A 23,174-nucleotide genomic window follows, 5' to 3' on the forward strand; every position below is an offset into this window, starting at 1 on the left:
GGTCCCTCCCCCCCCCCTCTGGCGTGCCGGCCATCGCCCCCGCAAGGGGGGAGATTGGCAGCTTCGCCGCTGTGCCCATCTTTCCAACGTTGGTGATTGGCGAAAGCATTCGTGTCTTCCGATCTCCCCCCTTGCGGGGGAGATGTCCGGCAGGACAGAGGGGGGTGCCTTGGCACCTTACCTGCAGTGACTGCCGCTTTGTCCAGGATCCTCATCCGCCCTGGCTGCATCGACGACGTCGAAACCATCCATGCCGCGATCCTGCGGCTCGGCGCTCATATCGGCGCGCCCGAGGAAATCACTTCTACGGCCGACGACCTCCGCATTTACGGCTTTGGCGAGAAACCTGCCTTCTCGACGCTGATTGCGGAAGTCGGCGGCGAGTTCGCCGGCCTCTGCCTGCATTTCCCGATCTTCTCGACCTGGATGGGTCGGCCCGGCGTCTATGTGCAGGACCTCTATGTCGAAGACCGGTTTCGCGGCCGCAGGATCGGCGAACGCCTGTTGCGGCGTGCCGCGCGAGAATGCCGGAAGGACGGCGGCGCCTATCTCAGACTGTCCGTCGACACCGACAATGAAACTGCCAAGGCCTTTTACGAAAGGCTAGGCATTGCCTGGTCGAGCTACGAGCAGGTGCAGAAGATCGTCGGCGACGCGTTCTTTGCCTTCGCCGATGCACCCGATGATGAGGAGCCAAGATGAAAGCCTTCTATGCCGAGGAACAGAAGCGCCATGATCCCAAGGCATTCCTCTCCAGCGGTGCCCAGAAACCCAATCCGGAAAAGCCGGAACGCGTCGAACGGCTGCTCGCCGGCGCAAGGGCCGCCGGCTGCACGATCGAACGGCCGAGAGATCACGGGCTAGGACCGGTTGCCGCGGTGCATACGCCCGAATATCTCGATTTTCTCGAGCACATCTTTGCGCGCTGGCAGCGCATCGAAGGCGCGTCGGCCGAAGTGATCCCCAACATCCATCCGATCGCGCGGGGCGGCTCCTATCCGGCCTCGGCGGTCGGCCAGGCCGGCTACCACATGGCCGACACCGCTTGCCCAATCTCAAGCGAGACATGGCAGAGCGCACTGTGGAGCGCCTGGAGCGCGGTTGAGGCCGCCGAGGCGGTGATGGCGGGCGCGCCGGCTGCCTATGCGCTCTGCCGTCCGCCCGGCCATCACGCCTTTGCGGATGTCGCCGGCGGCTTCTGCTTCATCAACAATTCGGCGGTCGCGGCGCAGACCTTGCGCAGGCAAGCTGCGCGGGTGGCGATCCTCGACGTCGACCTGCATCACGGCAACGGCACGCAAGGCATTTTCTATGCGAGGCCGGACGTGCTCACCGTCTCGCTGCATGCCGATCCGGTGCGTTTTTACCCGTTTTTCTGGGGCCATGCCGACGAGCGTGGCGAAGGGCCGGGCCTCGGCTACAACCTCAATCTGCCGCTGGCGCGCAAATCCGAAGATGCGGCGTTCCTCGAAGCACTGAACGTGGCTTTTCAGCGCATCCGCGCCTTCGCACCCGATGCACTTGTCGTGGCGCTCGGGCTCGACGCCTTCGAGGGCGATCCGTTCGGCGGACTATCGGTGACGACGCAGGGCTTCTCGCGCATCGGTGCTTCTATCGCCGGCCTCGGCCTGCCGACGGTCATCGTGCAGGAGGGCGGCTATCTCTGCGATGTGCTTGGCGACAACCTTACCGCTTTCCTTACTGGCTTCGGCGGCGGCAAGAAGCGGTGATATCAGCCGAATATCGCGTCAGGATCGCTCCTGTCGCAGCATGGCGATAACACGGTGCACGCTCTCCATCGTCTCGTCGATCTCGGCTGCCGTATTGTAATGGGCGATGCCGATGCGCACGACACCGTGCTCGGCTGGAATTCCGAGCTGGTGGACGATCTCCCATGCATAGTTGTGACCGGACCACAGGAAGATGTTTTCCGCATTCATCTGCCTTACGATCGTCTCCGGCACAACGCCCTCGACAGTGAACGAAACTGTCGGCACGCGCTCCCCGACACGCGCCGGATCGGTGATGCCATGGACAGTCAGGCCCGAAATCGCTGACAGCTCATCGATCAGCTTTTGCGTTAGCGGGTTCTCGTAAGCAATTGATACTACGAAGGCCTTGGCGATCCTGGCGCGGCGCGAACCGCTCTCGCCTGCCGCCGCGCCAAGCTCCGCAAAATAATCGATCGCGGCCGTCAGTCCGGCCATCAGCTCGATCTGCGGGGTTCCGAGTTCGAACCGCTCCGGCAGAGCGTTGGACGAACAGCGGCATTTGTACGGGGTCAGCGCGTCGATGACATCCAGCCTGCCCCACAATATGCCCATATGCGGGCCGAAGAATTTATAAGCCGAGCAGATCAGAAAATCGCAGCCGAGATCTCTGACGTCGATCAGGCCATGCGGCGCGAACTGAACGGCGTCGACATAGACCAGCGCGCCGGCCTGCTTGGCGATGCCGGTCAGCGCCTTCACCCGGTTGATCGAACCGGTCAGATTGCTGGCATAGTTCAGGGCGACGAGCCGCGTCCTGTCGGTGAGCAGCGCAGCAAGCGCCGCCTCCTCGACCTGCCAGCTCTGCTGGTCGAAGGGCAGCCAGCGCACGACAAGGCCTAGGTCTTCGGCCAGCTGCAGCCACGGCGATACATTGCCTTCGTGATCCATGCGGGTGAGGATGATCTCTTCGCCGGGTTTCATCGTGCGGCCGAGCGTGCGCGACATGTGGTAGGTGAGCGTCGTCATATTGGCGCCGATGATGATTTCCTGCGGGCTTGCAGCACCCAGGAAATCGGCCATCGCCGCATGGGCGCCATCGACGATCTGTTGAGCCGCGACCGTGGTTTCGAAGAAGCCGCCGAGATTGGCGTTTGTGGTCAGCAGGCAGCGTGACACCGCGTCGGCGACCACCTGCGGCACCTGCGTGCCGGCAGGGTTGTCGAGATAGATGCGGCGACGGCCTCTGTCGGTCAGCGACAGTGCCGGAAATTTCTCGCGCACGACCTCAATCGGAAAATTCACTTTTTCTCCCTCCCTCTTCTAATTATTGGGTAATCACACCTTACAGCGCCGGAAAGCAGCTCACGGACACGGGTTGCCGACACGCTGGTGGATTGCATCGACCGCCTTCTGCATGTCCTCGGTCCAGACGACATCGGCGCAAGACAGCGCCATTTCGAGCTGCGAAAAGGTCGTCGCGCCGATGATGCTCGAAGTGACGAAGGGCCGGCTCGCGACATAAGCATTGGCAAACAATGCCGGCTCCATGCCGAAAGAGCGCGCCAGCTCGTTATACTCGAGCTGCGCCTCCGCGGCGTTGGGCGTCTCGTAGCGCTGGCCGCGGTTGAAAAGCTGAGAGCGCGAGCCCAGCGGCCGCGCGCCATGGTCGTACTTTCCGGTCAGGTAGCCTTGTCCCAGCGGCGAATAGGCGAGCAGGGAAACCTGTTCGCGCTCGCAGACTTCGGCAAGATTCACCTCGAAGCCGCGGTTGACGAAATTATAGGCGTTCTGCAGCGACACCAGCCGCGGACCTAGGCCCTTGTCGGCTTCGGCGATGAACCGCATGACGCCCCAGGAGCTCTCGTTCGAAAGGCCGAAATGGCGGATTTTTCCAGCCTTCACCAATTCGTCGAAGACGGCGAGGGTCTCGGTGATCGGCGTCTCGCCGGCCGGTGCGCCGACGGAATCGGCCCGCAGCGCTACGGCGCCGACGCGGTTCGGATTGGCGCCGCACGGCACGTCCCGTTCCGGCCAATGGATCTGATAGAGATCGAGATAGTCGGTGTTGAGCCTGGTCAGCGATTTCTCGACGGCATCGAAGATGTCGGCCCGCACCAGCTTCGACGGGCGGTTGCCGCGAAACCATGTGTTAGCGGTGCGGCCAACCACTTTCGAGGCGAGGATGACCTGATCGCGGTTGCCCTTCGCCTTGATCCAGCTGCCGATGATCTTCTCGGTCCAGCCTTGCGTCTCCGCCTTGGGCGGGATCGGGTAAAGCTCGGCAGTGTCGATGAAGTTGACGCCGCGCGAAAAGGCCATATCCATCTGGGCGTGGCCGTCCGCTTCGGTGTTCTGGTGGCCCCAGGTCATCGATCCCAGGCAAATCTGGGAAACAAGAAGATCGGTCCGACCGAGGCGGCGTTTGTGCATGAACTTTCTCCGGCGGGAAATTTTTGCGCGGCTGCGCGGGGAGGAAGCTGCAGCATACAGGAAGGCGCGGGTTGTCTCCAAGCCCACCGCCAATCGGCCGGCGTCTTTTCCGTAGAATCCAGCCAACGCCTACGCGGCAGTCAACAAAAAGCCGGACTGCATTTTCATGCAGTCCGGAGTTTCGCCAGGAATGGCGAGAAAAAACCGGCCCTGTGCCGGCGTTCAGCTATACGGTCCGTCCGCGCCGGAAGTTTCACCGGACAAGTCGATTGTGGTCAAAAAAACCGGCGCAGCATGGCTGCCATGCAAATGCTGCACTGCACAATTGTCATGATTTGCCTATATTGCGAATCGGGGAGGACCAACCAGGGGCTTGAATCATGGGTTTCCTCACTGAAATGTTCGCCCGTCCGCGTCCGCAGGAACGTCTGCGCTACCGCGCGGCTCTGGCGCTGCTTCATTCGATGAGCAATGCCGACCGTGCGGACATCGGCATCAAACCAGCCGACTTCCCGCGCGTCGCCCGCGAAATGTCCTTACGCTAGGCAGGTCGTACGATGTCCCGGCTCAGCCGGGATATCTCGTCGCCATTCTTTAACGCGATCCCAGGAAAATCGCCTTGCTCAGCGGCACGCCATTGTGGCGTAGGATGTCGTAGGCGGTGGTCACGTGGAAATAGAAATTGGGCATAGCGAGATGCAGCAGATACTGCATGCCGGCCATCGAGAATTCGCGCTGGCCAAGCTTCAGCTCGATCATTCTGTCATCGGAGCCATCGAATTCGGCAGCCGAGAATGTCGCTAGAAGATCGACGGTCTTGGCGATGCGCGCCTGGAGATCGGCAAAGCTCGCCTCGCTGTCCTCATACTTCGGCACCTCGCGGCCAGCCAGCCGCGACGGCGCGCCCTTGGCGTGGTCGGTGGCGATCTGCACCTGCCTGGTCAACGCGTACATGTCCGGCGCCAGCCTCGACGTCAAAAACACCTGCGGATCGATCTTGCGGTCGAGCGCATTCTGCTCGGCGATGTTCAGCGCATTGGATAGCGCCTTCAACCTAGCCGAAAACACCGGCACGGACGCTTCGTACATCGATATGGTCACGTGAATCTCCTATCCGGCGGGAACGCCGATGGCGGGACCTAGCGCCTCTGCGGGCGATTCTTCAAGCGTCACCACGTCGCCGCAATCGGTATGATAGGATTCCCATCTGGTGGAGATTCCCGATGAGAAGCGCCTTCTTTGCAGCGACCGCTTTTTTCTCCCTTATCCTGACTGACGAGCCATCGCTCGCAGCCGAAGCGCCCTATGTCGATGACAGATCGGACGCCGAAGCGGTCATCCGTTCGCTCTACAGCGCCATCAACCGGCAAGAATTCGCGCGCGCCTGGGATTATTTTGGCGACACCAAGCCGGCTAAGGATTTCGACACCTTCGTCAAGGGCTATGACGGCACCGAAAAGGTCGATGTCAAAACCGGTGGCGTGTCCGAAGACGGTGCAGCCGGCAGCATCTATCACAGCGTTCCGGTCGCCATCCGGGCGACAGCGAAGGACGGCAGCGAAAATGTCTTTGCCGGCTGCTACACGCTGCGCCAGGTCAACGCCTCGATTCAGGAACCGCCATTTCGCCCGATTTTCATCGACAACGGCACGCTGAAACCGTCCAAGGCCGATTTCGAGGATGCCGTACCGGCAAGCTGCGGCGACGGAGCGCCGCCGCCGGAGAAGGACGCGGCGCTGGAGCAGGCCAAGAAGGCGTTTGCGGCAACCTATGGCGACCAGTGCGACAAGGAAATGCCCGGCGGCGAGCCCTTGACAGAGCCGGACGCCTATTCCCTTCGCTACAAGGATGCGGGCGCCGAGGCCGATGAACCCGAACGCGAGACGCGGCTGTTCCGCTTCTTCTGCTCGATGGCTGCCTACAATGAGAGTGCCGTCTACTATGTCTACGACGACGTATCCGGTGTCCGACAACTGCAGTTCGCCTCGCCGGAACTCGATATCCACTATGAGAACAACGATAGCGAAGGCAAGGTCGAGGCGATCAACGTCACCGGCTTCGAGACCGACGACCAGCTGGTCAATTCCGAATATGACGACGCCACCAGGACGATCTCGTCGCTCAACAAGTGGCGCGGCCTCGGCGATGCCTCGTCAGCCGGGACCTATCTGTTTCGCAACGGCAATTTCTCGCTGGTGCAGTACGATGTCGACGCCTCCTACGACGGCGAGATCAATCCGCAAACGGTAGTGGACTACAACACGGCGCCTTAAGGGGCCTTCGACAGCATCCAGTTGAGCGTGCCGCGCCAGTCCGTCATGCGGATCGGCGTGCCGTGCGTACCGGTCTCGAAGCGGACAAAGCGGGCCGGATAGGTTTTCGACTTGGCCAGGATCGAACGGAAGAAGGCTTCCTGTTTCTCGACTGGAAACACCGGGTCCCTGCTGCCTTGGCCAAAGAAGACTGGAACACGGCGCTTGAAGGCCGGGCTCGAGAAGAAACTTTCATTCCACAGCGAACCGAGCAGCAGCAATCCGTCGATGCGGCCGCCCGTATCCTTGCGGGCGGCAAGCTTCCAGCACAGTGCGCCGCCCATCGAGCCGCAGGTAACGAAGATCTTCGCGACCGGCGACCGCTCGGCATAGTGGCCGATCAATGCGGCGATCTGGGCCGCGCCGGTGTCGCCGAAATCGGAAAAGTCCGGCGACAGATAGAGGCCGCCATTGCCGGCCATCAGGTTCTTGATGCGGTTGAAATTGCCGCCGAAGGTGAAGTCGTCGGCGCCCTGCTTGCGGCTGCCGCCTTGCCCGTGCAAATAGAGGACGATGATGCCGGCACCTTGCGTGCGGCCGACGGCGACGTGGCGGACATTGCCGGCGCCGGTCTTCAGCGACAGATCCTGCTGCACCTTACGCACACCGGTGTCGACATACTGCGCCCGCGCGCGGCTCTCCGGCACCTTGTCGCGGGCGTTGATGTCGCGCAGCTCACGATAATCGACGACCATGTAGGCGCCGTTGTTCTCGGACGAGAGGATGGCCGGATATGCGAACAGGTCATCCTTGAAGGGCTTTAGCGACAGCGTCTGACCATGCGCCAAACCCGAAAACAAAAGAAATATCGAGGTCAGAAGGTGTAAACGGAAAGCCATGCCAAAGGCATCGTTTTTCGGCTTCGGTTTGTCAATCCTGCAGTACGCCGCCGGCGCCTTCGAGCGCCTCGCGGGTGTCGACATCGATGGAAGCTGCCTTGCCGATCTCGACATCGACGACATCGAGCCCCTCGGCCTCGACCAGATGGCGCGCGCCAGTATCGCCTTCGAGATGAGCGATCGCCGCAAACAGCGAACGCGGCAGCAACACAGGGTTACCTCGCTTTCCCTCATGCGAGGCGCGCACGACCGATCGGCCCTCGGATTTGTGGAATGCATCGATCAGCCTGTCGAGGTCGGCTGACGCGATGCCAGGCATGTCGCCGAGCATGATAATGGCGCCGGCGGCATCGCCGGTAACCCCCGCGATGCCGGCCTTCAGCGATGAAGACAGACCCTCAGCGAAATCCGGATTATCGACGAAAGTCACATCCAGTCCCGACAACGCGCTGCGTACACGCTCGCGCTGATGGCCGGTGACGACGATGGTGCCCGAAGCTTTAGAGCCGAGCGCGCGCTCGGCGCTGCGGCGCACCAGCGGTTTGCCGGCGAACAGCGCCAGCAGCTTGTTCGGGCCGCCCATGCGGCTGGAGCGACCGGCGGCCAGCAGCACGACGTCGACCTTCAATTCGGCCCTGGCCGGCAGTGGCTCGCGCGGCTGCGGCCGCGTCGAGATTTCCATCACCAGACCGCCGACACCCATGCCGGCGATATCCTTGGCCGTCACGTCCAGGCCGGCGATCAGCCGGTCGAGGACCCCGTCGACGCCGTGCTCCTTGGGGCTGCGGGCGCAGCCCGGCGCGCCGATGACGCGCTTGCCGGCGAGTGTGCCGAGCACCAGCAGATTGCCGGGATCGACCGGCATGCCGGCGCGGATGACGGTGCCGCCTGCCTTCTCGATCGCTGCCGGGACGACGTCGCCAAAATCGCTCATCGCCGACGCGCCGAAGATCACCACCATGTCGTTATCGCGCGCCAGCGAGGCCGCAGCCTCAGCAACCGGGCCAACCGCGTGCGGTGTGCGGCGCTCCGCCGCCAGCCGGCCGCCCGAGCGTGCCAGGCGGGCTTCGGTGACACGCATCGTCTTGTCGAGCACGCTCGGCTTAATGCCGGGCAGAACCGTCTGGATGACGCCGACACGCACCGGCTGATAGGCATTGACGGCAAATATCTCGCCGCCGGCGCAAATCCTTGCCACCGAATCGACCAGCATGGAGCTGACCGCGAAGGGAATGATCTTCACTGTTGCAACCATCTGGCCTTTTTCGACCGGCGCATGCTGCGCCAGCGTGGCGATGGTGATGGTCGGATCGACGGCGTTGATGGCGTCGATCATCGCTGCATCGACGGTGAAGATGCCGGCGGCCTGGGCGTGGAGATTGACCCGGCCGGTCGCAGCGGCCTTCGTCTCGATGTTGCGATGGATCATGCTTTCGGCGATTCTTTCGGCAGCGGCGTCCTCGCTCAAATCGTCGGGAGCAAGAACAGCCGCGACAACCTCCGAAATCCCCGCTGCCTTGAGCAAAGACACATCGTCGGCACTAAGCCTGTGTGCCTTGCGGAAACGCCGTTCCCCGGCGGTGGTGGCGTGCGCCAGCACCGCGCCTTCGGCCGTGTCGATCGGGATCGAGCCGAATTTCACGCTGCCGCATCCGTAGAGCGCCGCGCGTCCTTTTGGACGCGCAAAGGACGCTCTACTACTTTGAATCTACGCATCGTGCTTCTCCAAAATCGATTCCGATTTTCGGGCCGTTGCGGTAGCTTCGAGGCCACGTGAGCGAAACGCCTGGATCGCCTGCGCCAGCACCGCGACAGCGATTTCGGCCGGGCTCGCTGCGCCGATGTCCAAGCCGATCGGCGCGTGGATGCGGGCGATCTGGTCGGCGGTCGCGCCCAATGCCAGCAGGCGCTCGACACGCTTAGCATGGGTTTTGCGGCTGCCAAGCGCCCCAACATAGAAGCAGTTGGCATCGAGCGCCGCCTTCAGCGCGAAGTCATCGATCTTCGGATCATGGGTGACGGCTGCCAACGCCGTATAGCTGTCGAGGGGCTGGCGCTTCAGGACATCCTCCGGCCATTCGGCATGCAGCGCGACATCGGGAAAGCGGTCTGATGTGGCGAAGGCCGTGCGCGGATCGATGATCTCGACGGGATAGCCTGCGATCTTGGCCATCGGCGCCAGCGCCTGGCTGATATGGACGGCGCCGATCACCACCAGGCGCGGCTGCGGCAGATAAGCGTTGAGGAAAAAAGTACGCCCCTCCGCCTCGACCGACCCGGAATTGCCGGTGCGAAACGCCTTCGCGATTGCAGCGCCCAGATCGCCGGCGACCTGATCGCCCTCGCGCACGATACGGTCGCGGCCATCGCCAAGGTCGGTGACCAGGATCACCGCGCGGCGGGCGCGGCGTTCGGCGTTCAGCGTTTTCAGCGCGTACGGATCCATTGTGCCGGGCCTAACCTAAGCGCTCGACATAGACTTTGATGCGGCCGCCGCAGGACAGGCCGACCTGCCATGCGGTTTCATCGGCGACGCCGAATTCCAGCATCTTTGCGTTGCCGCTGTCGATGACATCGATCGCCTCGGTCACCACCGCGCCTTCGACGCAGCCGCCCGAGACCGAGCCGTGGAAATTGCCTTCCGCGTCGATGACAAGATGGCTGCCGACCGGACGCGGCGCCGAGCCCCAGGTCTCGACCACGGTGGCAATGGCGACATCCTTGCCGTCTTTCATCCAGCCTTCGGCGATGATCAGCGGATCACGCGCCTCATCGAGATACATGCTGTTGTCCATCACCGTTTCTCCTGGAGAAAGCATATGGCTATGCGGCGCTTCTCCCGCCACCCTCAATCCATCTGCGTGGGTCGACGGAGCGCGCCGAATTCTTGTCCAGCGATGCGCACAGATCAGCGAGCGCATCGAGATTGTGCACCGAGCGGAACTCGTCGACATGCGGCAGCATTGCCTTGACGCCGCGGGCGCGCGCCTCGAAGCCGTCGAAGCGCAGCAGCGGGTTCAGCCAGATCAGGCGCCGGCAGGATTTGTGCAGGCGCTCCATTTCCTCCGACAGGCCGGCGACGTCGTCGCGCTCCAGTCCGTCGGTGATCAGAAGAACGACAGCGCCCTGCGCCAGCACGCGCCGCGACCACAGCCGGTTGAATTCGGCCAGCGTGTCGCCGATGCGGGTGCCACCCGACCAGTCCATCACCGCCGCCGAACAATCGGCGAGTGCCGCGTCGGGATCGCGATGGCGCATCTGCCGCGTCAGATTGGTGAGCCTGGTGCCGAAGACGAACGCGTGCACGCGCAGGCGCTTTTCGGTCAGCGCATGCAGGAAATGCAAAAAGATGCGCGTGTACTGGCTCATCGAACCGGAAATATCGGCAAGCACGACCAGCGGCGGGTGAACCTCGCGCGGTGACCGGAATTTCGGCAGGATCAGTTCGCCGCCTGTCCGCGCGGCCGAGCGCATCATGGCGCGCGGATCGATACGTCGGCCATGCGCGTCGGATTTGAAACGCCGTGTCCTGACCATGTCGAAGGGCAGCCGCAACGCGGTAATCGCCTTTTTGGCGTCGGCCATCTCGGCGGCGTTCATCTGGGCAAAGTCCTTGCCCCTCAGCACCTCGTTGCCGGAAAATGTGAAGCGGGCGTCGACCTCGATGTCGGGGATTTCCTGCACCGGCTGGTTCTTCTGGTGGCCCTCGAACATCGCCTGGCTGACGCGATTTTCGGCGGTACGCGGCTTCTGCTTCTCACGACTGTTCGGCGCAACTGGCGAAAACATCGCCAGCAACTTTTCGATCAGCTCGTGCGATTTCCAGAATAGCCGGAAAGTCTCGTCGAAGGTCGGGTGATCCTCGTGCCGCGAGACCAGCACGGCGTGCAGCGTCCAGTAGAAATCGTCGCGGGAACCGATGCCGGCGGCCAGCACCGCCTCGATTGCGTCCTTAACCGACGCCGGGCCGACCCGCATGCCGGCCTTGCGCAAGGTGCGGGCGAAATAGACGATGTTGTCGGCGATCCTCCCATCGGGCGTGGCCTCTTGCGGTTCGCGACGCGGCGTTGCCATTGCCCTACTCCGCCGCCGAAAGCTCGGCCTTCACCTCGTTGAGGATGCGCCGGCCTTCGCCCTGCTCGATACGGGCAATATCGTCCTGGTATTTCAGCAGCACGCCGATCGTGTCGGAAACGGTCTCCGGATCGAGCGCCACCTTGTCGAGTTCGGTCAACGCACCGGCCCAGTCAATGGTTTCGGCGACACCCGGCACCTTGAACAGCTCGATCTGGCGCAGCTTTTGGATGAAGGAAACCACCTCTGCCGAAAGCCGGCTGTTGGCCTGCGGCACTTTTCTGCGCACGATCTCAAGTTCACGTTCGGCATTGGGATAATCGACCCAGTGATAAAGGCAGCGCCGCTTCAGCGCGTCGTGGATCTCGCGGGTGCGGTTGGTGGTGATGATGACGATCGGCGGCTCCTCCGCCTTGATCGTGCCGAGTTCGGGTACCGTCACCTGAAAGTCGGACAAGATTTCGAGCAGGAATGCCTCGAAGGCCTCGTCGGTGCGGTCGAGCTCGTCGATCAGGAAGACCGGGGCAGCGCCCGCCTTGCCGGTCAGCGCCTCAAGCACCGGGCGGCGGATCAGGTATTTTTCGGAAAAGACGTTGCGCTCCATGTCGGACCGATCGACCTTGCCGGCCGCCTCCTCCATGCGGATCTCGATCATCTGCGCGGCGTAATTCCACTCGTAGACGGCGGACGAGACGTCGAGGCCTTCATAGCATTGCAGGCGGATCAGCTGGCGGCCGAGCGCTTGCGCCAGCACTTTGGCGATCTCGGTCTTGCCGACGCCGGCCTCGCCCTCGAGGAACAGCGGCCGTTTCATGCGCAGCGATAAGAACAACACGGTCGCCAGCGACCGGTCCGCCACATAGTCCGCACCGGTCAGCAGATCGAGCGTCTCGTCGATCGTCCGCGGCGCCGGGCGTGGTTTCAACTCGGTCATTCTCTCTCCGCGGGTGCAGCCATCCAGAGCCTCTACAGAGCGTGATAGCCGCGGTCGTGATAGATCAGCGGCCGCAAGTTATCGCCGGTGCGCAGGCCTGTCACCTTGCCAAAAAGCACACGGTGGGTGGCCAGATCCTTGGTGTCGATCAGTTCGCAGTCGAACACGGCGAGCGCGCCCTTCAGCGTCGGTGCACCTGTCGAGATCACATCCCAATCGCCCAACACGAAACGTTCCTCGACGGGCAGACCGGTGAGGCCGGAAAAGCCGACCGACAGCGCCTCCTGGTCCGAAGCCAGCGTGTTCAAGGCGAACCTGCCATTCTTTACGAACGGCTCATTCTTGGGATTTTCGCGATTGAGGCAGACCAGGATGGTCGGCGGCGTGTCCGAGACCGAACAGGCTGCAATGACAGTCGCACCGCGCCTGCCAGCGGGGCCATCGGTGGTAACCACATGGACGTGGCCGGCAAAATGGCTCATCGCGTCGCGATAGGCCTGCGGCCCTATGTCGTTCTTCTTCAGCACCGGCGATTTCCATTGGTTTGAAGCGAGATGAACCCAACCGTTATATATGGCGGCATATTCCATGCCACAAGCGAAGTGGTTGACATGCATCTTGAATTTCGCGTGTTGCGTGAAAGCTGACCAGCCTTTAGGTCTTGGCAGGAAGTGGCGCCGGCAAACACGCGACCGGCGCGGAGGAATTCTTCGCTCGCATGCGATCCCGGACAACAGCCACGACAACGACAATAGCGGTGCTGGCCTGGCTGTCTCTCGCGGGCGATGCGAACGCTGAGACGCTGCTGGTCGGCGTCGCGGCACCGCTGTCCGGGCCGTCGGCGATCCTCGGCAAACAGATCGAGGCGGGCGCCGGCCTGGCGGCAGAGGCAAACGGTGTCGAGATCAAGACGGTCGACGACGCCTGCACGGCCGATGGCGGGGCTGACGCGGCGAGGGAATTCGCCGCGGCGAAAGTCACCGTGGTCGTAGGCTTCCTCTGCACAGAGGCGATCGAGGCGGCACTGCCGATCCTGAAGGACGCCAACATACCGGTCATCACCGTCGGCGTGCGCACCGAAAGTCTGACTGACCGGCGCGCCAAGACCGGCTGGCCGATCTTTCGGCTTGGGCCGCGCGGCGATGACGAGCGCAACGCCGTCGCCTCCAATCTCACCCGCCAATGGCAGAACGAACTGTTCGCCATCGTCGACGACGGCACGATTTACGGCCGCGAAATCGCCGAGACGCTTCGGGCGGCAGCCGAGCAGGCGGCGCTGAAACCGGTGTTCGTCGACACATTTCGGCCGCAACTCGACAACCAGATCGGGCTGATCGGTCGGCTGAGGAAAGCCGGCGCAACGCATGTCTTCGCCGGCGGCGACGGCGACGACATCGCCATCATGGGTCGCGACGCCGGCCAGCTCGATGCCGGCATCACCTTTGCCGGCGGCGAAACGCTGCGTACACCACCCGGCGATGTGCCTTATGCCAAGGGTACGCTGATGATCGCGCCGCCCGAATGGGACGATGTCGCCGCCCCCAACGTGCTCGAAAGCTTTGCCGCACAAAAGATCGTGCCAGAGGGTTACACGCTGCCGGCCTATGCGGCGGTCGAGATCGCCGAGGCGGCGACGGCGCTGGCGGAAACCTCCGGCAATCCACTGGCCGACACGCTCACCGGGCGTGACTTCAGCACCGCGATCGGGCCGATCCGCTTTGACGGCAAGGGCGACTTGACCGAAAACCTCTATCGGGTCTTCCGTTTCAACGGCGCAAATTTCGTGCCGGCGGAGGCCAGATGATGTTTCGCACAGGGCCGCGCAATCTCCTTACCGATGTCGCCGGCCTGCGTGTCGGCAACGCTTCCGATGTGAAGCTGAAGTCCGGGGTGACCACCATCGTCTGCGACGAACCGGCGGTGGCCGGTGTCCAGATCCTGGGCGGTGCGCCGGGTACCCGCGAGACCGACCTGCTCGAGCCGCACAATTCGATCGAGGCGATCCATGCCGTGGTGCTTTCGGGCGGTTCGGCCTTCGGTCTCGACGCCGCCTCCGGCGTACAGGCGGCACTGCGTGAAAACGGCATCGGTGTCGAGGTCGGCGGCTTTCGCGTCCCGATCGTGCCGGCGGCGATCCTGTTCGACCTGCGCAATGGCGGCGACAAGGACTGGGGCCGCTATCCGCCCTACCGCGATCTCGGCTATGAGGCGGCACAGGCAGGCGGCATCGATTTTCCGCTCGGCACGGTCGGCGCGGGCACCGGTGCCTTGAGTTCCGGCCTCAAGGGCGGCCTCGGATCGGCCTCGACGGTGCTCGACAGCGGCGTCACCATCGGCGCGCTTGCTGCCGTCAACCCGACCGGCTCGGTTACGATCGCCCGTAGCAGGCACTTCTGGGCAGCGCCCTTCGAGATCGGCGACGAGTTCGGCGGGCTCGGTTATCCCTCGCCGATGCCGGAGGACGCGAAAACGATCCTGCTGAAGTTTCGCGACAAACATATCGGGAAGCGGGCGAAGGTCGGCGGCAACACCACCATCGCCGTCATCGCCACGGACGCCGTCCTCAGCAAGGCCGCCGCCAAACGCTTGGCGATATCAGCGCATGATGGCTTCGTGCGCGCCATTTGGCCGACACACACGCCGGCCGACGGGGATCTGGTTTTCGCGCTGGCGACCGGCAAGAGCGGCATCGATCTCGCGCCCAACGACGCCATCGACCTCTACGCAGCGGCAGGCGCCACCATGGCGCGCGCCATCAGCCGCGGCGTCTTTGCCGCGACGCCCGCCGACGGCGACCTGTTTCCGGTCTGGTCGTCGCGCTGAATGCGCAATGCCGTGGCCTGTCATCAGGTGGGATCGGATTTTTCTTCCTCGAACGTGACCGCAACATCCGAATTCGCCGACAGCCGCACTTTCTGGCCCTCGACTTCGGCTACGAGGCTGAGCGGAATATAGTGGTGGTGCCCCCTGTGAGCGCCCTCGCCGCTGTCGCGCTTGGTCAGCTTGATTCGTTGTCCCTCAACTTTGTCAACGGTGCCGACATGGACGCCGTCGGCGCCGATCACTTCCATATGTTCACGAATGCTGGCTGCATCGGTCATTGTGGGTTCTCCATTAGAGCGCCGCGCGTCCTTTTGGACGCGCAAAGGACGCTCTAAACACTTAAATCGACGCATCATGCCTTCCGAAAATCGATTCCGATTTTCGGGCCGATGCGGTGAAGCTGCCAACATAAACAGATGAGGACGCGATTGGATGCATCGGCTTTGCGTCTCAGAGGGACGACGTTTTGACGATGTCGTGATAGTGATCGAAACAACGCTGGCTGCTCAAACGGAAATCCGATGCGAATCCTTGTCCTGTTTGCCGTTTCCCTCGTTGCCCAGTTTTCAACCTCGTTGGCCGCCCATGCCGGTGACGTCGCCGAGCTTGAGATCCTCGGCTTCACTGGGGATGGCGGCGCCTTCGCCTTCGAGGAGTATGGCATTCAGGACGGATCGGGATTTCCCTATGCCAATCGCTACTACATCAACACCGCCGACGACAGTTTTCTCAAGGGCACACCGGTCAGGGTGCGGCTTGACGACGACAACGCAACGCTCGACGCGGCGCGCCTTGCAGCTCGGCAGAAAGGCGAAGCCATCATCAAGCAGGCGGAATTGACCGCGAATCGCGGCATCACCGCGGGCTTAAACCCGGTGACCGAACTTTCGGCCGATCCGTTCCGCATGGTGGTCAACCCGCGCCCGATCTTTTCGCCGGTCGACGATCCGCTCGAGTTCCGGCTCGACGAGATCGGCATGAACGACACCGAAACCTGCCAGGGCCTGGGCGAGATCAACGGCTTTCGCCTGTTGCGCATTGAGGCGAAAGACGGCGGCAAGACTGAGCTCCTGCACGAGGACAAGTCGATCCCCAAAAGCAGAGGCTGCCCGAACGGCTATCGGATCGGCGCGGTGCAGACATTTTCCATGCAAGGCCTCAGCGCCTATGCCGTGCTGATCGCGGTGCGCCAGTACGGCTTCGAGGGACCGGACTATCGCTGGATCGCGGTGACCGGCCGGCTGTGACGCCGCTCCCCGCCATACGCAACCGCGTGGGTCATATCCGCAAGGCCTTGCCATCGCCGCGCGCCGCGGTTTGCGGCGCCCTGCTATGGGCCGCAGCCATGGGCGCCAGCGCGCTTGTCAATCTGCTGGTGGACGACTGGGAGACCCCGGCAAAGATCCGCTTCGTCTCGTTGCTCTATGCGGTCGGCGGTGCGCTCGCCTTTCCAGTCGGTCTGTTCCTGGCGCGGCTCGTCTCGCTCGGACGGCATTGGCAAGTTGCCTTGGCGGCCGCGTTTGTCTGCCTTCTTGCCACTACGATCGGCCTCACCGGCGGGCTCTTTGCGCTGCAATACCGTTCCTACTATGCTCAGTGGCATGAACCCGCACTGACCATCGCGTGGGCCATCCAGTTCGTGCACACCGTGGCGACGGCATTCTATCAATTCATCGTTCTGGGCATCCGGCTTTATTTTCCGCTCGGTTTCATCGCGCTGGCTCTCGCCAGCATCTGGTTTGCGCGGCAGCAGCGTTGAGGATTTTGTCTGCCTCTGTTAGGACGCGGGCGAACGCACTCGCAAGTCAGGACTGACGGATGATCCCTCGCTACTCCCGGCCGGAAATGGTGGCCATCTGGTCGCCCGAAACCCGGTTCCGCATCTGGTTCGAGATCGAGGCCTACGCTTGCGACGCACTGGCCGAGCTCGGCGTGATCCCGAAGGAGGCCGCCAAGACCATCTGGGAAAAAGGCGGGCCCGCGAAGTTCGACGTCGAGGCCATCGACGAGATCGAGCGCGTGACCAAGCACGACGTCATCGCCTTCCTCACCCATCTCAGTGAATTCGTCGGGCCGGATGCCCGCTTCATCCATCAGGGCATGACGTCCTCGGACGTTCTCGACACCTGCTTTGCCGTGCAGCTCACCCGAGCCAGCGACATCCTTCTGGCCGACATCGACGGCCTGCTGGCGGCGCTCAAGCGCCGCGCTTTCGAACACAAGGACGCCGTCACCATCGGCCGCAGCCACGGCATCCATGCCGAGCCGACCACCTTCGGTGTCAAGCTCGCGCAGGCCTATGCCGAATTCTCGCGCTGCCGCGAGCGGCTGGTGCACGCGCGTGAGGATATTGCGACTTGCGCCATCTCCGGTGCTGTCGGCACCTTCGCCAACATCGATCCCTATGTCGAGGAGCATGTGGCGAAGAAACTCGGATTGAAGCCGGAGCCGGTGTCGACGCAGGTGATCCCGCGCGACCGCCACGCCATGTTCTTCGCGACGCTCGGTGTCATCGCCTCGTCGATCGAACGGCTGGCGACAGAAATCCGCCATCTGCAGCGTACCGAGGTGCTGGAGGCGGAAGAGTATTTTTCACCCGGACAGAAAGGCTCGTCGGCGATGCCGCACAAGCGCAACCCGGTGCTGACCGAAAACCTCACCGGGCTTGCGCGCATGGTGCGTTCCTTCGCGCTGCCGGCGATGGAGAACGTGGCGCTCTGGCACGAGCGCGACATTTCGCATTCGTCGGTCGAGCGCATGATCGGCCCGGACGCCACCGTGACGCTGGACTTCGCACTGTCGCGGCTGACGACCGTCGTCGACAAACTGCTCGTCTATCCCGACAACATGCTGAAGAACATGAACAAGTTCCGCGGCCTCGTGCATTCGCAGCGTGTGCTGCTGGCGCTAACCCAGGCGGGCGTCAGCCGTGAGGACGCCTACCGGCTGGTGCAGCGAAACGCCATGAAAGTGTGGGAGCAAGGCGCTGATTTCCTTGAGGAACTTTTGGCCGACAAGGAGGTCACGGCAGCCTTGCCCGAAGCCGAAATTCGTGAAAAATTCGACCTCGGCTATCATACCAAGCATGTCGACACGATCTTCAAGCGCGTGTTCGGAGAAGCGTGATGATTTCCGCGGCTGGAGATTTCGATTTTCTTGCCTTGCCGGGGCGGGGCAATTCCGGGCCGGATCACTGGATGTCGCATTGGTGCCGAGCATTCCCGAACTCGAGCCGCGTGCTGCAAGCCGAATGGGACAGGCCGACCCCTGAGGACTGGATTGGCCGGGTGGACGCCGCGATTGCCGCGGCACCTCGGCGCGTGGTGCTGCTTGCGCACTCGCTGGCGGTGGCGACGACGGTGAAGTGGGCGGCCGGCGCCAGCGAAAGCCAACTCAACAAGGTCGCGGGCGCATTGCTGGTTGCCGCAACCAATGTCGACGACCCTGATCCTTCCTTCGACCTGGTTCGTCCCTTTGCGCCGATGCCACTGAAACGCTTACCCTTTCCAACCCTAGTGGTGGCTAGCCGCACCGACCCGCGCGTCACCTTCGACCAGGCGACAGCGTTCGCCGCTGCCTGGGGCGCGGACCTCGCCGATGCCGGCGATCTCGGCCATATGGGCAACGAGACTCGCCTCGGCCTTTGGCCAGCGGGCCTGCTCATGCTCGGCCGCCTGCTGGAAAAGGCTCGTCTCTAACAGGCTTTCGAAACGCTCAAGCCTTGCCGGGAACGGTCCTGATCACCGTGCCCCAAGGGTCTTCGCGGGTCGTTGCAACAGTCACATTGTCCGAACGCATTTCGACCCAGGCGAGGCCGGACCGGGAAGGATCGCGACGGCCGGCGCCGGCGCTCTGCCACGAGTTGGCGCCGATGTGGTGATGGTAGCCGCCTGACGACAGGAACACCGCCGCGCTGCCATATTTCGCCACCGTGTCGAAGCCGAGCTCCTGGTGCCACCAGGCCTCGGCGTCTTCCGGCCGACCGACGCGCAGATGGACATGGCCGATGATGCTGTTGTCCGGCATACCCTGCCAGCCGGCATCGCCGGCCGGCACTTCGGCGACAACCGACGAAATATTCAGCCGTTCGGTCGCCATCGCCACCTTGTCACCATTCCACTTCCAGTCCTCATGGCGGCGGTCGGCATAGATCTCGATGCCGTTGCCCTCAGGATCGGTCAGGTAGAGCGCCTCGCTGACCAGATGGTCGGAAGCGCCGTCGATGCCGATATTGTTAGCGATGGCATGGTTGATCCAGCGCCCGAGATCGGCCCGGCTGGGCAGCAGGAAGGCGGTGTGGAAGAGGCCGGCGCTGCGCGGATCGTCGGGCTTCGCCGATGCATCCGCTTCGATGTCGAGCAAGGGGTGATTGGCGGCGCCTAGCGAGATTGTGCCGCTGGCGCGGCTCAGTTCCCGCAGGCCGACGATGTTGCGATAGTAAGCGGCCAGGCTTTCGGCATTCCGCGCGCGCAACCCGACGCGGGCGACGCTGACCGGGGTGGTGGCGGCCAAAGGCAGTTCGCTCATCAAAGTCTCCGTTTGGGCGGCCGTCGACGAGATCCCCAAAGCCAGGAGCCCGGCGCCACCTACCATTGTACGTCGTGTCAGTTCCAAAATCCTGGTTCTCATTACATGGCTGTTTCTTTTCCCGATGACAGATCGTCGATCGCGATCGTTCACACAAGACGCCAAGATGCGAACATGGTGTTCACTATTGTGAGCAATCGCACTGATGATCAGACCCAGTTGCGCATGATCTTATGCAAAAACCGCATCACACTTTTTGGGATCATGCGCAGTTGCACGAAACCGTGTCCCTCGCTACATGCGCGCCATGAAAGTCAGGGATGCAGACATTCTCATCGTGCCGGGCTACACCAATTCCGGCCCCGACCATTGGCAGAGCCGCTGGCAATCGAAATTGTCGACGGCGCGGCGCGTCGATCAGGCGGAATGGTCGAAGCCTGTGCGCGAGGATTGGACTGCGAGCGTGGCGAAAGCGGTCAACGAGGCCGAGCGGCCGGTCGTTATCGTCGCCCACTCACTCGGCGTCGCCGCCGTGATCCAGGCAATGCCGCAGTTCCAACGTCCGGTCGCCGGAGCCTTCTTCGTGGCGCCGCCCGACGTCGCCAATCCTAAGATAAAACCCAGGCACCTGATGACCTTCGGCCCCTATCCGCGCGAGCCGCTGGCATTCCCTTCGGTAGTGATCGCCAGCCGCAACGACCCGTTCTGCGCGTTCGGCGTGGCCGAGGACATTGCCGGCGCCTGGGGCTCGCTGTTCATCGATGCCGGCGATGCCGGACATCTCAACGCCGATTCCGGCTTCGGGCCGTGGCCCGAAGGATCGATGACTTTTGCTAAGTTCCTGACCGACCTTTAGGAGCCGATCGAGTCCTTGACGCTCTTCAGCAGGCTCTTTGCCCCCAGGCCGATCAGCGCGTGCTCGGAGCCCATCGCCAGCAGCCGGTAGCCCATCGACACCACACGGCCGGCGATGGCCGGCTCGACGACGTAGATCGCGGCATGTTTGCCGGCCTTGCGTGTCCGCTCGGCGATGGATGCGACGGTTTCCATCATGCTTTCCAACGTCGAGTTGACGGCGGTGCCTTTCGACCAGGCGATCGAAAAATCCGATGGGCCGAGGAAGATGCCGTCGATACCCGGCGTGTCGAGGATGCCGTCGAGCGCATCGAGGGCGGCGCGCGTTTCGACCATGGCGAAAGCCATAGTGCGCTCGTTGCTGTCGCGCAGCCAGTCGGCATAGTCGCCCTTGCCATGACGCGGAAAGGCATAGGTCGGGCCCCAGGAGCGCTCGCCGAGTGGCGGGTACTTCATGGCGGCGGCAAACAGCCGCGCGTCCGCCACCGAATTCACCATCGGCGCAATCACCGCCTCGGCGCCGAAATCGAGCGCGCGGCTGGCCATGTCGAAGCGGCCAACCGGAATGCGCACCAGCGCCGGTTTGTTGGCGGCCAGCACCGGCCCAAGGCCGCGCAGCACGCTGTCCTCGTGATGTCCGCCATGCTGCATGTCTAGCGTGACGGCATCGAAACCCTGTCTGGCCAGAATCTCGACCGTCAGGGCATCAGGCACGCCGGACCATGCTGTGCACAACGTTTCATCGGCCGCAAGGCGTGACTTGAGGGACATGGGCGCCTTCCTTAATCGCTCTCGCATCGGCCCAAAATCGGAAAGCCCGATGCGAGGAGTCAAAGTTTGAGAGCGTACTTTGTGCGTCCGAATGGATGCATGTCGCTCTAATGCAGTTCAGCCGGAAATAGCTGCAAAGGCAAAGAAAAACCGCCCGGAGGGACCGGGCGGTCGATTGGTCCAGCGTGTCGATTGGCTCAAAGCAAGGATCAGGTGTTCTTGATCTGCTCGATGGCCTGCGCCATCAGATCGTCCATAGTGCGGCGAATCTGATGGTCCGATTGGGCGACCCCGGCTTCGTCGAAATCCTCGCGTATCTTGCGGAAAACGTCGTGATCGCCGGCTTCCTCGATGTCGGCGAGGACTACCTGCTTGGCATAGGCTTCGGCGTCGGCCCCGGCCTTGCCGAGCTTTTCGGCGGCCCACAGGCCGAGCGCCTTGTTGCGGCGGGCCGAGGCCTTGAACCGGAGCTCCTCGTCGATTACGAACTTGCGCTCGAAGCCCTCCTCGCGATCTTTCATGCTGCTCATGGCATCCCTCCGGTCAAATCCGATTCGTTGGCAGTTGAAATATGTGTATTGCCGCAGCACAAACCAAAAGGCCACGAGCCGGTCAATATGCTACGTCACTTGCTGCGCTGCGGCATTTCATTCCGGAAAGCGGTGATTGAAAGGATTTGCCGATTGAGCAAACAGTGCGATTGGGATAGACACCGGCATTGAACCCCTACCGTTGCCGCACTAATTTAGGCGGACGGACAGGAACTGGTCGCTTGCCGCCTGCCCGGAAATCCAGAGAAAAGATCAGATGAAAAATCGCCGCCGCATTTATGAAGGCAAGGCCAAGATCCTCTATGAGGGACCTGAGCCGGGAACACTGATCCAGTTCTTCAAGGACGACGCGACCGCTTTCAACAAGAAGAAGCACGAAATCGTCGATGGCAAGGGAGTGCTCAACAACCGCATTTCCGAGCACATCTTCAACCATCTCAACCGGATGGGCATTCCGACCCACTTCATCCGCCGGCTCAACATGCGCGAGCAGCTGATCAAGGAAGTCGAGATCATTCCGCTCGAGGTGGTGGTGCGCAATGTCGCAGCCGGTTCGCTGGCCAAGCGTCTCGGCATCGAGGAAGGCACCGTGCTGCCGCGCTCGATCATCGAATTCTATTACAAGGCCGACGCGCTCGACGACCCGATGGTGTCTGAAGAACACATCACCGCTTTCGGCTGGGCGAGCCCGCAGGAAATCGACGACGTCATGGCGCTTGCCATCCGCGTCAACGACTTCCTTTCCGGCCTGTTCATGGGCGTCGGCATCCAGCTCGTCGACTTCAAGATCGAATGCGGCCGGCTGTTCGAAGGCGACATGATGCGCATCGTCGTTGCCGACGAGATCTCGCCGGACTCCTGCCGGCTGTGGGACGTGGCGACCCAGGACAAGCTCGACAAGGACCGTTTCCGCCGCGACATGGGCGGGCTGGTCGAAGCCTATCAGGAAGTCGCCCGCCGCCTCGGCATCATGAACGAGAACGAGCCGCCGCGTCCCGCCGGACCAGTGCTCGTCGCCTCGACCAATGGCGTCAAAGGCAAGCCGCACTGAGATTTTTTGCCGCTCAACACTTCGAACAGGAGCATGTCCAGCGTGATCAAGGCCCGCATTACCGTAACCCTCAAGAACGGCGTGCTCGACCCACAAGGCAAGGCGATCGAACACGCGCTGTCCGGGATGGGTTTTGGCGGCGTCGGCCAGGTGCGCCAGGGCAAGGTTTTCGACGTCGAGCTTGCGGAGAGCGACAAGGCCAAGGCCGAGGCCGACCTCAAAGCCATGTGCGACAAGCTTCTGGCGAATACGGTGATTGAGAACTATAGTGTGGCGATTACCTGAGGTTGTGCCG

Annotated in this window: 27 protein-coding genes; 13 read left to right on the forward strand and 14 right to left on the reverse strand. The window is 62.7% G+C overall.

The annotated features are described in order from the left end of the window. The first annotated feature begins 198 nt into the window (after window positions 1-198). Together NKH12_RS19535 and NKH12_RS19540 are read left to right on the forward strand one after the other, a co-directional pair. Window positions 199-702, forward strand: coding sequence for a GNAT family N-acetyltransferase (locus NKH12_RS19535; RefSeq protein WP_352954632.1), 504 nt, complete (start codon window positions 199-201; stop codon window positions 700-702). Continuing rightward, on the forward strand, window positions 699-1,730 hold the full coding sequence (locus NKH12_RS19540) for a histone deacetylase family protein (protein ID WP_352954633.1): 1,032 nt from the start codon (window positions 699-701) through the stop codon (window positions 1,728-1,730). The genes NKH12_RS19535 and NKH12_RS19540 overlap by 4 nt, the downstream gene beginning before the upstream one ends. Window positions 1,731-1,748: 18 nt before the next feature. Here NKH12_RS19540 and NKH12_RS19545 read toward each other — a convergent pair whose 3' ends face one another. Continuing rightward, on the reverse strand, window positions 1,749-3,014 hold the full coding sequence (locus tag NKH12_RS19545; protein ID WP_352954634.1) for a cysteine desulfurase-like protein: 1,266 nt from the start codon (window positions 3,012-3,014) through the stop codon (window positions 1,749-1,751). A 60-nt stretch (window positions 3,015-3,074) separates the two neighbouring features. Beyond that, complete coding sequence (locus tag NKH12_RS19550) at window positions 3,075-4,142, reverse strand: aldo/keto reductase (RefSeq protein WP_352954635.1); 1,068 nt, start codon at window positions 4,140-4,142, stop codon at window positions 3,075-3,077. A gap of 380 nt (window positions 4,143-4,522) precedes the next feature. Between NKH12_RS19550 and NKH12_RS19555 the strand changes: the two genes are divergently transcribed. Beyond that, window positions 4,523-4,687, forward strand: coding sequence for a hypothetical protein (locus tag NKH12_RS19555; protein WP_352934771.1), 165 nt, complete (start codon window positions 4,523-4,525; stop codon window positions 4,685-4,687). A gap of 49 nt (window positions 4,688-4,736) precedes the next feature. Here NKH12_RS19555 and NKH12_RS19560 read toward each other — a convergent pair whose 3' ends face one another. Continuing rightward, window positions 4,737-5,243, reverse strand: coding sequence for a DUF1993 domain-containing protein (locus tag NKH12_RS19560; protein WP_352954636.1), 507 nt, complete (start codon window positions 5,241-5,243; stop codon window positions 4,737-4,739). 122 nt (window positions 5,244-5,365) lie between these two features. Between NKH12_RS19560 and NKH12_RS19565 the strand changes: the two genes are divergently transcribed. After that, the gene (locus tag NKH12_RS19565) at window positions 5,366-6,415 is read left to right on the forward strand and encodes a DUF1176 domain-containing protein (protein WP_352954637.1); all 1,050 of its coding nucleotides are present in this window, start codon (window positions 5,366-5,368) and stop codon (window positions 6,413-6,415) included. On the opposite strand, the gene NKH12_RS19570 is transcribed toward NKH12_RS19565, so the two are convergent. The 7 genes from NKH12_RS19570 to NKH12_RS19600 all read right to left on the reverse strand — a co-directional run bounded on the left by NKH12_RS19570 (window position 6,412) and on the right by NKH12_RS19600 (window position 12,828). Beyond that, window positions 6,412-7,293 (reverse strand): alpha/beta hydrolase, encoded by an 882-nt coding sequence (locus NKH12_RS19570; RefSeq protein ID WP_352954638.1) that lies wholly within the window; start codon window positions 7,291-7,293, stop codon window positions 6,412-6,414. The genes NKH12_RS19565 and NKH12_RS19570 overlap by 4 nt on opposite strands. A 31-nt stretch (window positions 7,294-7,324) precedes the next feature. Beyond that, the gene (locus NKH12_RS19575) at window positions 7,325-8,935 is read right to left on the reverse strand and encodes an NTP transferase domain-containing protein (protein ID WP_352954639.1); all 1,611 of its coding nucleotides are present in this window, start codon (window positions 8,933-8,935) and stop codon (window positions 7,325-7,327) included. Between the two features lie 66 nt (window positions 8,936-9,001). Continuing rightward, on the reverse strand, window positions 9,002-9,739 hold the full coding sequence (locus tag NKH12_RS19580; RefSeq protein ID WP_352954640.1) for an XdhC family protein: 738 nt from the start codon (window positions 9,737-9,739) through the stop codon (window positions 9,002-9,004). Window positions 9,740-9,749: 10 nt separating this feature from the next. Then, complete coding sequence (locus NKH12_RS19585; protein WP_352954641.1) at window positions 9,750-10,088, reverse strand: XdhC family protein; 339 nt, start codon at window positions 10,086-10,088, stop codon at window positions 9,750-9,752. A 28-nt stretch (window positions 10,089-10,116) separates the two neighbouring features. After that, a complete protein-coding gene (locus tag NKH12_RS19590) occupies window positions 10,117-11,367 on the reverse strand; it encodes a vWA domain-containing protein (RefSeq protein ID WP_352954642.1) in 1,251 nt (416 codons plus the stop codon). Between the two features lie 4 nt (window positions 11,368-11,371). Then, complete coding sequence (locus NKH12_RS19595) at window positions 11,372-12,301, reverse strand: AAA family ATPase (RefSeq protein WP_352954643.1); 930 nt, start codon at window positions 12,299-12,301, stop codon at window positions 11,372-11,374. A gap of 32 nt (window positions 12,302-12,333) precedes the next feature. After that, complete coding sequence (locus NKH12_RS19600; protein WP_352954644.1) at window positions 12,334-12,828, reverse strand: flavin reductase; 495 nt, start codon at window positions 12,826-12,828, stop codon at window positions 12,334-12,336. Between the two features lie 191 nt (window positions 12,829-13,019). Here NKH12_RS19600 and NKH12_RS19605 point away from each other — a divergent pair, with 191 nt between their 5' ends. Continuing rightward, on the forward strand, window positions 13,020-14,105 hold the full coding sequence (locus NKH12_RS19605) for a branched-chain amino acid ABC transporter substrate-binding protein (protein WP_352954645.1): 1,086 nt from the start codon (window positions 13,020-13,022) through the stop codon (window positions 14,103-14,105). Continuing rightward, window positions 14,105-15,124, forward strand: a complete 1,020-nt coding sequence (locus NKH12_RS19610; RefSeq protein WP_352954666.1) for a P1 family peptidase — start codon at window positions 14,105-14,107, stop codon at window positions 15,122-15,124. Before NKH12_RS19605 ends, NKH12_RS19610 begins: the two co-directional genes overlap by 1 nt. Window positions 15,125-15,147: 23 nt before the next feature. Here NKH12_RS19610 and NKH12_RS19615 read toward each other — a convergent pair whose 3' ends face one another. Continuing rightward, the gene (locus tag NKH12_RS19615) at window positions 15,148-15,402 is read right to left on the reverse strand and encodes a DUF2171 domain-containing protein (RefSeq protein WP_127208947.1); all 255 of its coding nucleotides are present in this window, start codon (window positions 15,400-15,402) and stop codon (window positions 15,148-15,150) included. A gap of 243 nt (window positions 15,403-15,645) precedes the next feature. On the opposite strand from NKH12_RS19615, the gene NKH12_RS19620 reads away from it, so the two are divergent. The 4 genes from NKH12_RS19620 to NKH12_RS19635 are packed head-to-tail and all read left to right on the forward strand — an operon-like array spanning window position 15,646 to window position 18,822. Further along, window positions 15,646-16,371 (forward strand): DUF2259 domain-containing protein, encoded by a 726-nt coding sequence (locus NKH12_RS19620; RefSeq protein WP_352954646.1) that lies wholly within the window; start codon window positions 15,646-15,648, stop codon window positions 16,369-16,371. Beyond that, a complete protein-coding gene (locus tag NKH12_RS19625) occupies window positions 16,368-16,883 on the forward strand; it encodes a hypothetical protein (protein WP_352954647.1) in 516 nt (171 codons plus the stop codon). Before NKH12_RS19620 ends, NKH12_RS19625 begins: the two co-directional genes overlap by 4 nt. Window positions 16,884-16,942: 59 nt before the next feature. Then, window positions 16,943-18,250, forward strand: a complete 1,308-nt coding sequence (gene purB, locus NKH12_RS19630; RefSeq protein ID WP_352954648.1) for an adenylosuccinate lyase — start codon at window positions 16,943-16,945, stop codon at window positions 18,248-18,250. Further along, window positions 18,250-18,822 carry an RBBP9/YdeN family alpha/beta hydrolase gene (locus NKH12_RS19635; protein ID WP_352954649.1) on the forward strand — a complete coding sequence of 191 codons (573 nt, stop codon included), beginning with the start codon at window positions 18,250-18,252 and terminating at the stop codon, window positions 18,820-18,822. Before purB ends, NKH12_RS19635 begins: the two co-directional genes overlap by 1 nt. A gap of 16 nt (window positions 18,823-18,838) precedes the next feature. Here the strand turns inward: NKH12_RS19635 and NKH12_RS19640 are convergent, their stop codons facing one another. Further along, on the reverse strand, window positions 18,839-19,651 hold the full coding sequence (locus NKH12_RS19640; RefSeq protein ID WP_352954650.1) for a VOC family protein: 813 nt from the start codon (window positions 19,649-19,651) through the stop codon (window positions 18,839-18,841). 307 nt (window positions 19,652-19,958) lie between these two features. Here NKH12_RS19640 and NKH12_RS19645 point away from each other — a divergent pair, with 307 nt between their 5' ends. Next, complete coding sequence (locus tag NKH12_RS19645) at window positions 19,959-20,507, forward strand: RBBP9/YdeN family alpha/beta hydrolase (protein WP_352954651.1); 549 nt, start codon at window positions 19,959-19,961, stop codon at window positions 20,505-20,507. Here the strand turns inward: NKH12_RS19645 and NKH12_RS19650 are convergent. Together NKH12_RS19650 and NKH12_RS19655 are read right to left on the reverse strand one after the other, a co-directional pair. Then, window positions 20,504-21,277: an HpcH/HpaI aldolase family protein gene (locus tag NKH12_RS19650; protein ID WP_352954652.1), complete on the reverse strand. Its 774-nt coding sequence runs from the start codon at window positions 21,275-21,277 to the stop codon at window positions 20,504-20,506. The two genes, NKH12_RS19645 and NKH12_RS19650, sit on opposite strands and share 4 nt — an antisense overlap. A 209-nt stretch (window positions 21,278-21,486) precedes the next feature. Further along, window positions 21,487-21,807, reverse strand: coding sequence for a DUF1476 domain-containing protein (locus tag NKH12_RS19655; protein WP_352954653.1), 321 nt, complete (start codon window positions 21,805-21,807; stop codon window positions 21,487-21,489). Between the two features lie 277 nt (window positions 21,808-22,084). Between NKH12_RS19655 and purC the strand changes: the two genes are divergently transcribed. Both purC and purS read left to right on the forward strand, forming a co-directional pair. Beyond that, window positions 22,085-22,879 (forward strand): phosphoribosylaminoimidazolesuccinocarboxamide synthase, encoded by a 795-nt coding sequence (gene purC / locus NKH12_RS19660; RefSeq protein WP_352954654.1) that lies wholly within the window; start codon window positions 22,085-22,087, stop codon window positions 22,877-22,879. A 42-nt stretch (window positions 22,880-22,921) separates the two neighbouring features. After that, on the forward strand, window positions 22,922-23,164 hold the full coding sequence (purS, locus tag NKH12_RS19665; protein ID WP_352954667.1) for a phosphoribosylformylglycinamidine synthase subunit PurS: 243 nt from the start codon (window positions 22,922-22,924) through the stop codon (window positions 23,162-23,164). Window positions 23,165-23,174 lie beyond the last annotated feature (10 nt).

The sequence above is a fragment of the Mesorhizobium sp. M1322 genome (assembly GCF_040318085.1).
Lineage (GTDB): Bacteria > Pseudomonadota > Alphaproteobacteria > Rhizobiales > Rhizobiaceae > Mesorhizobium.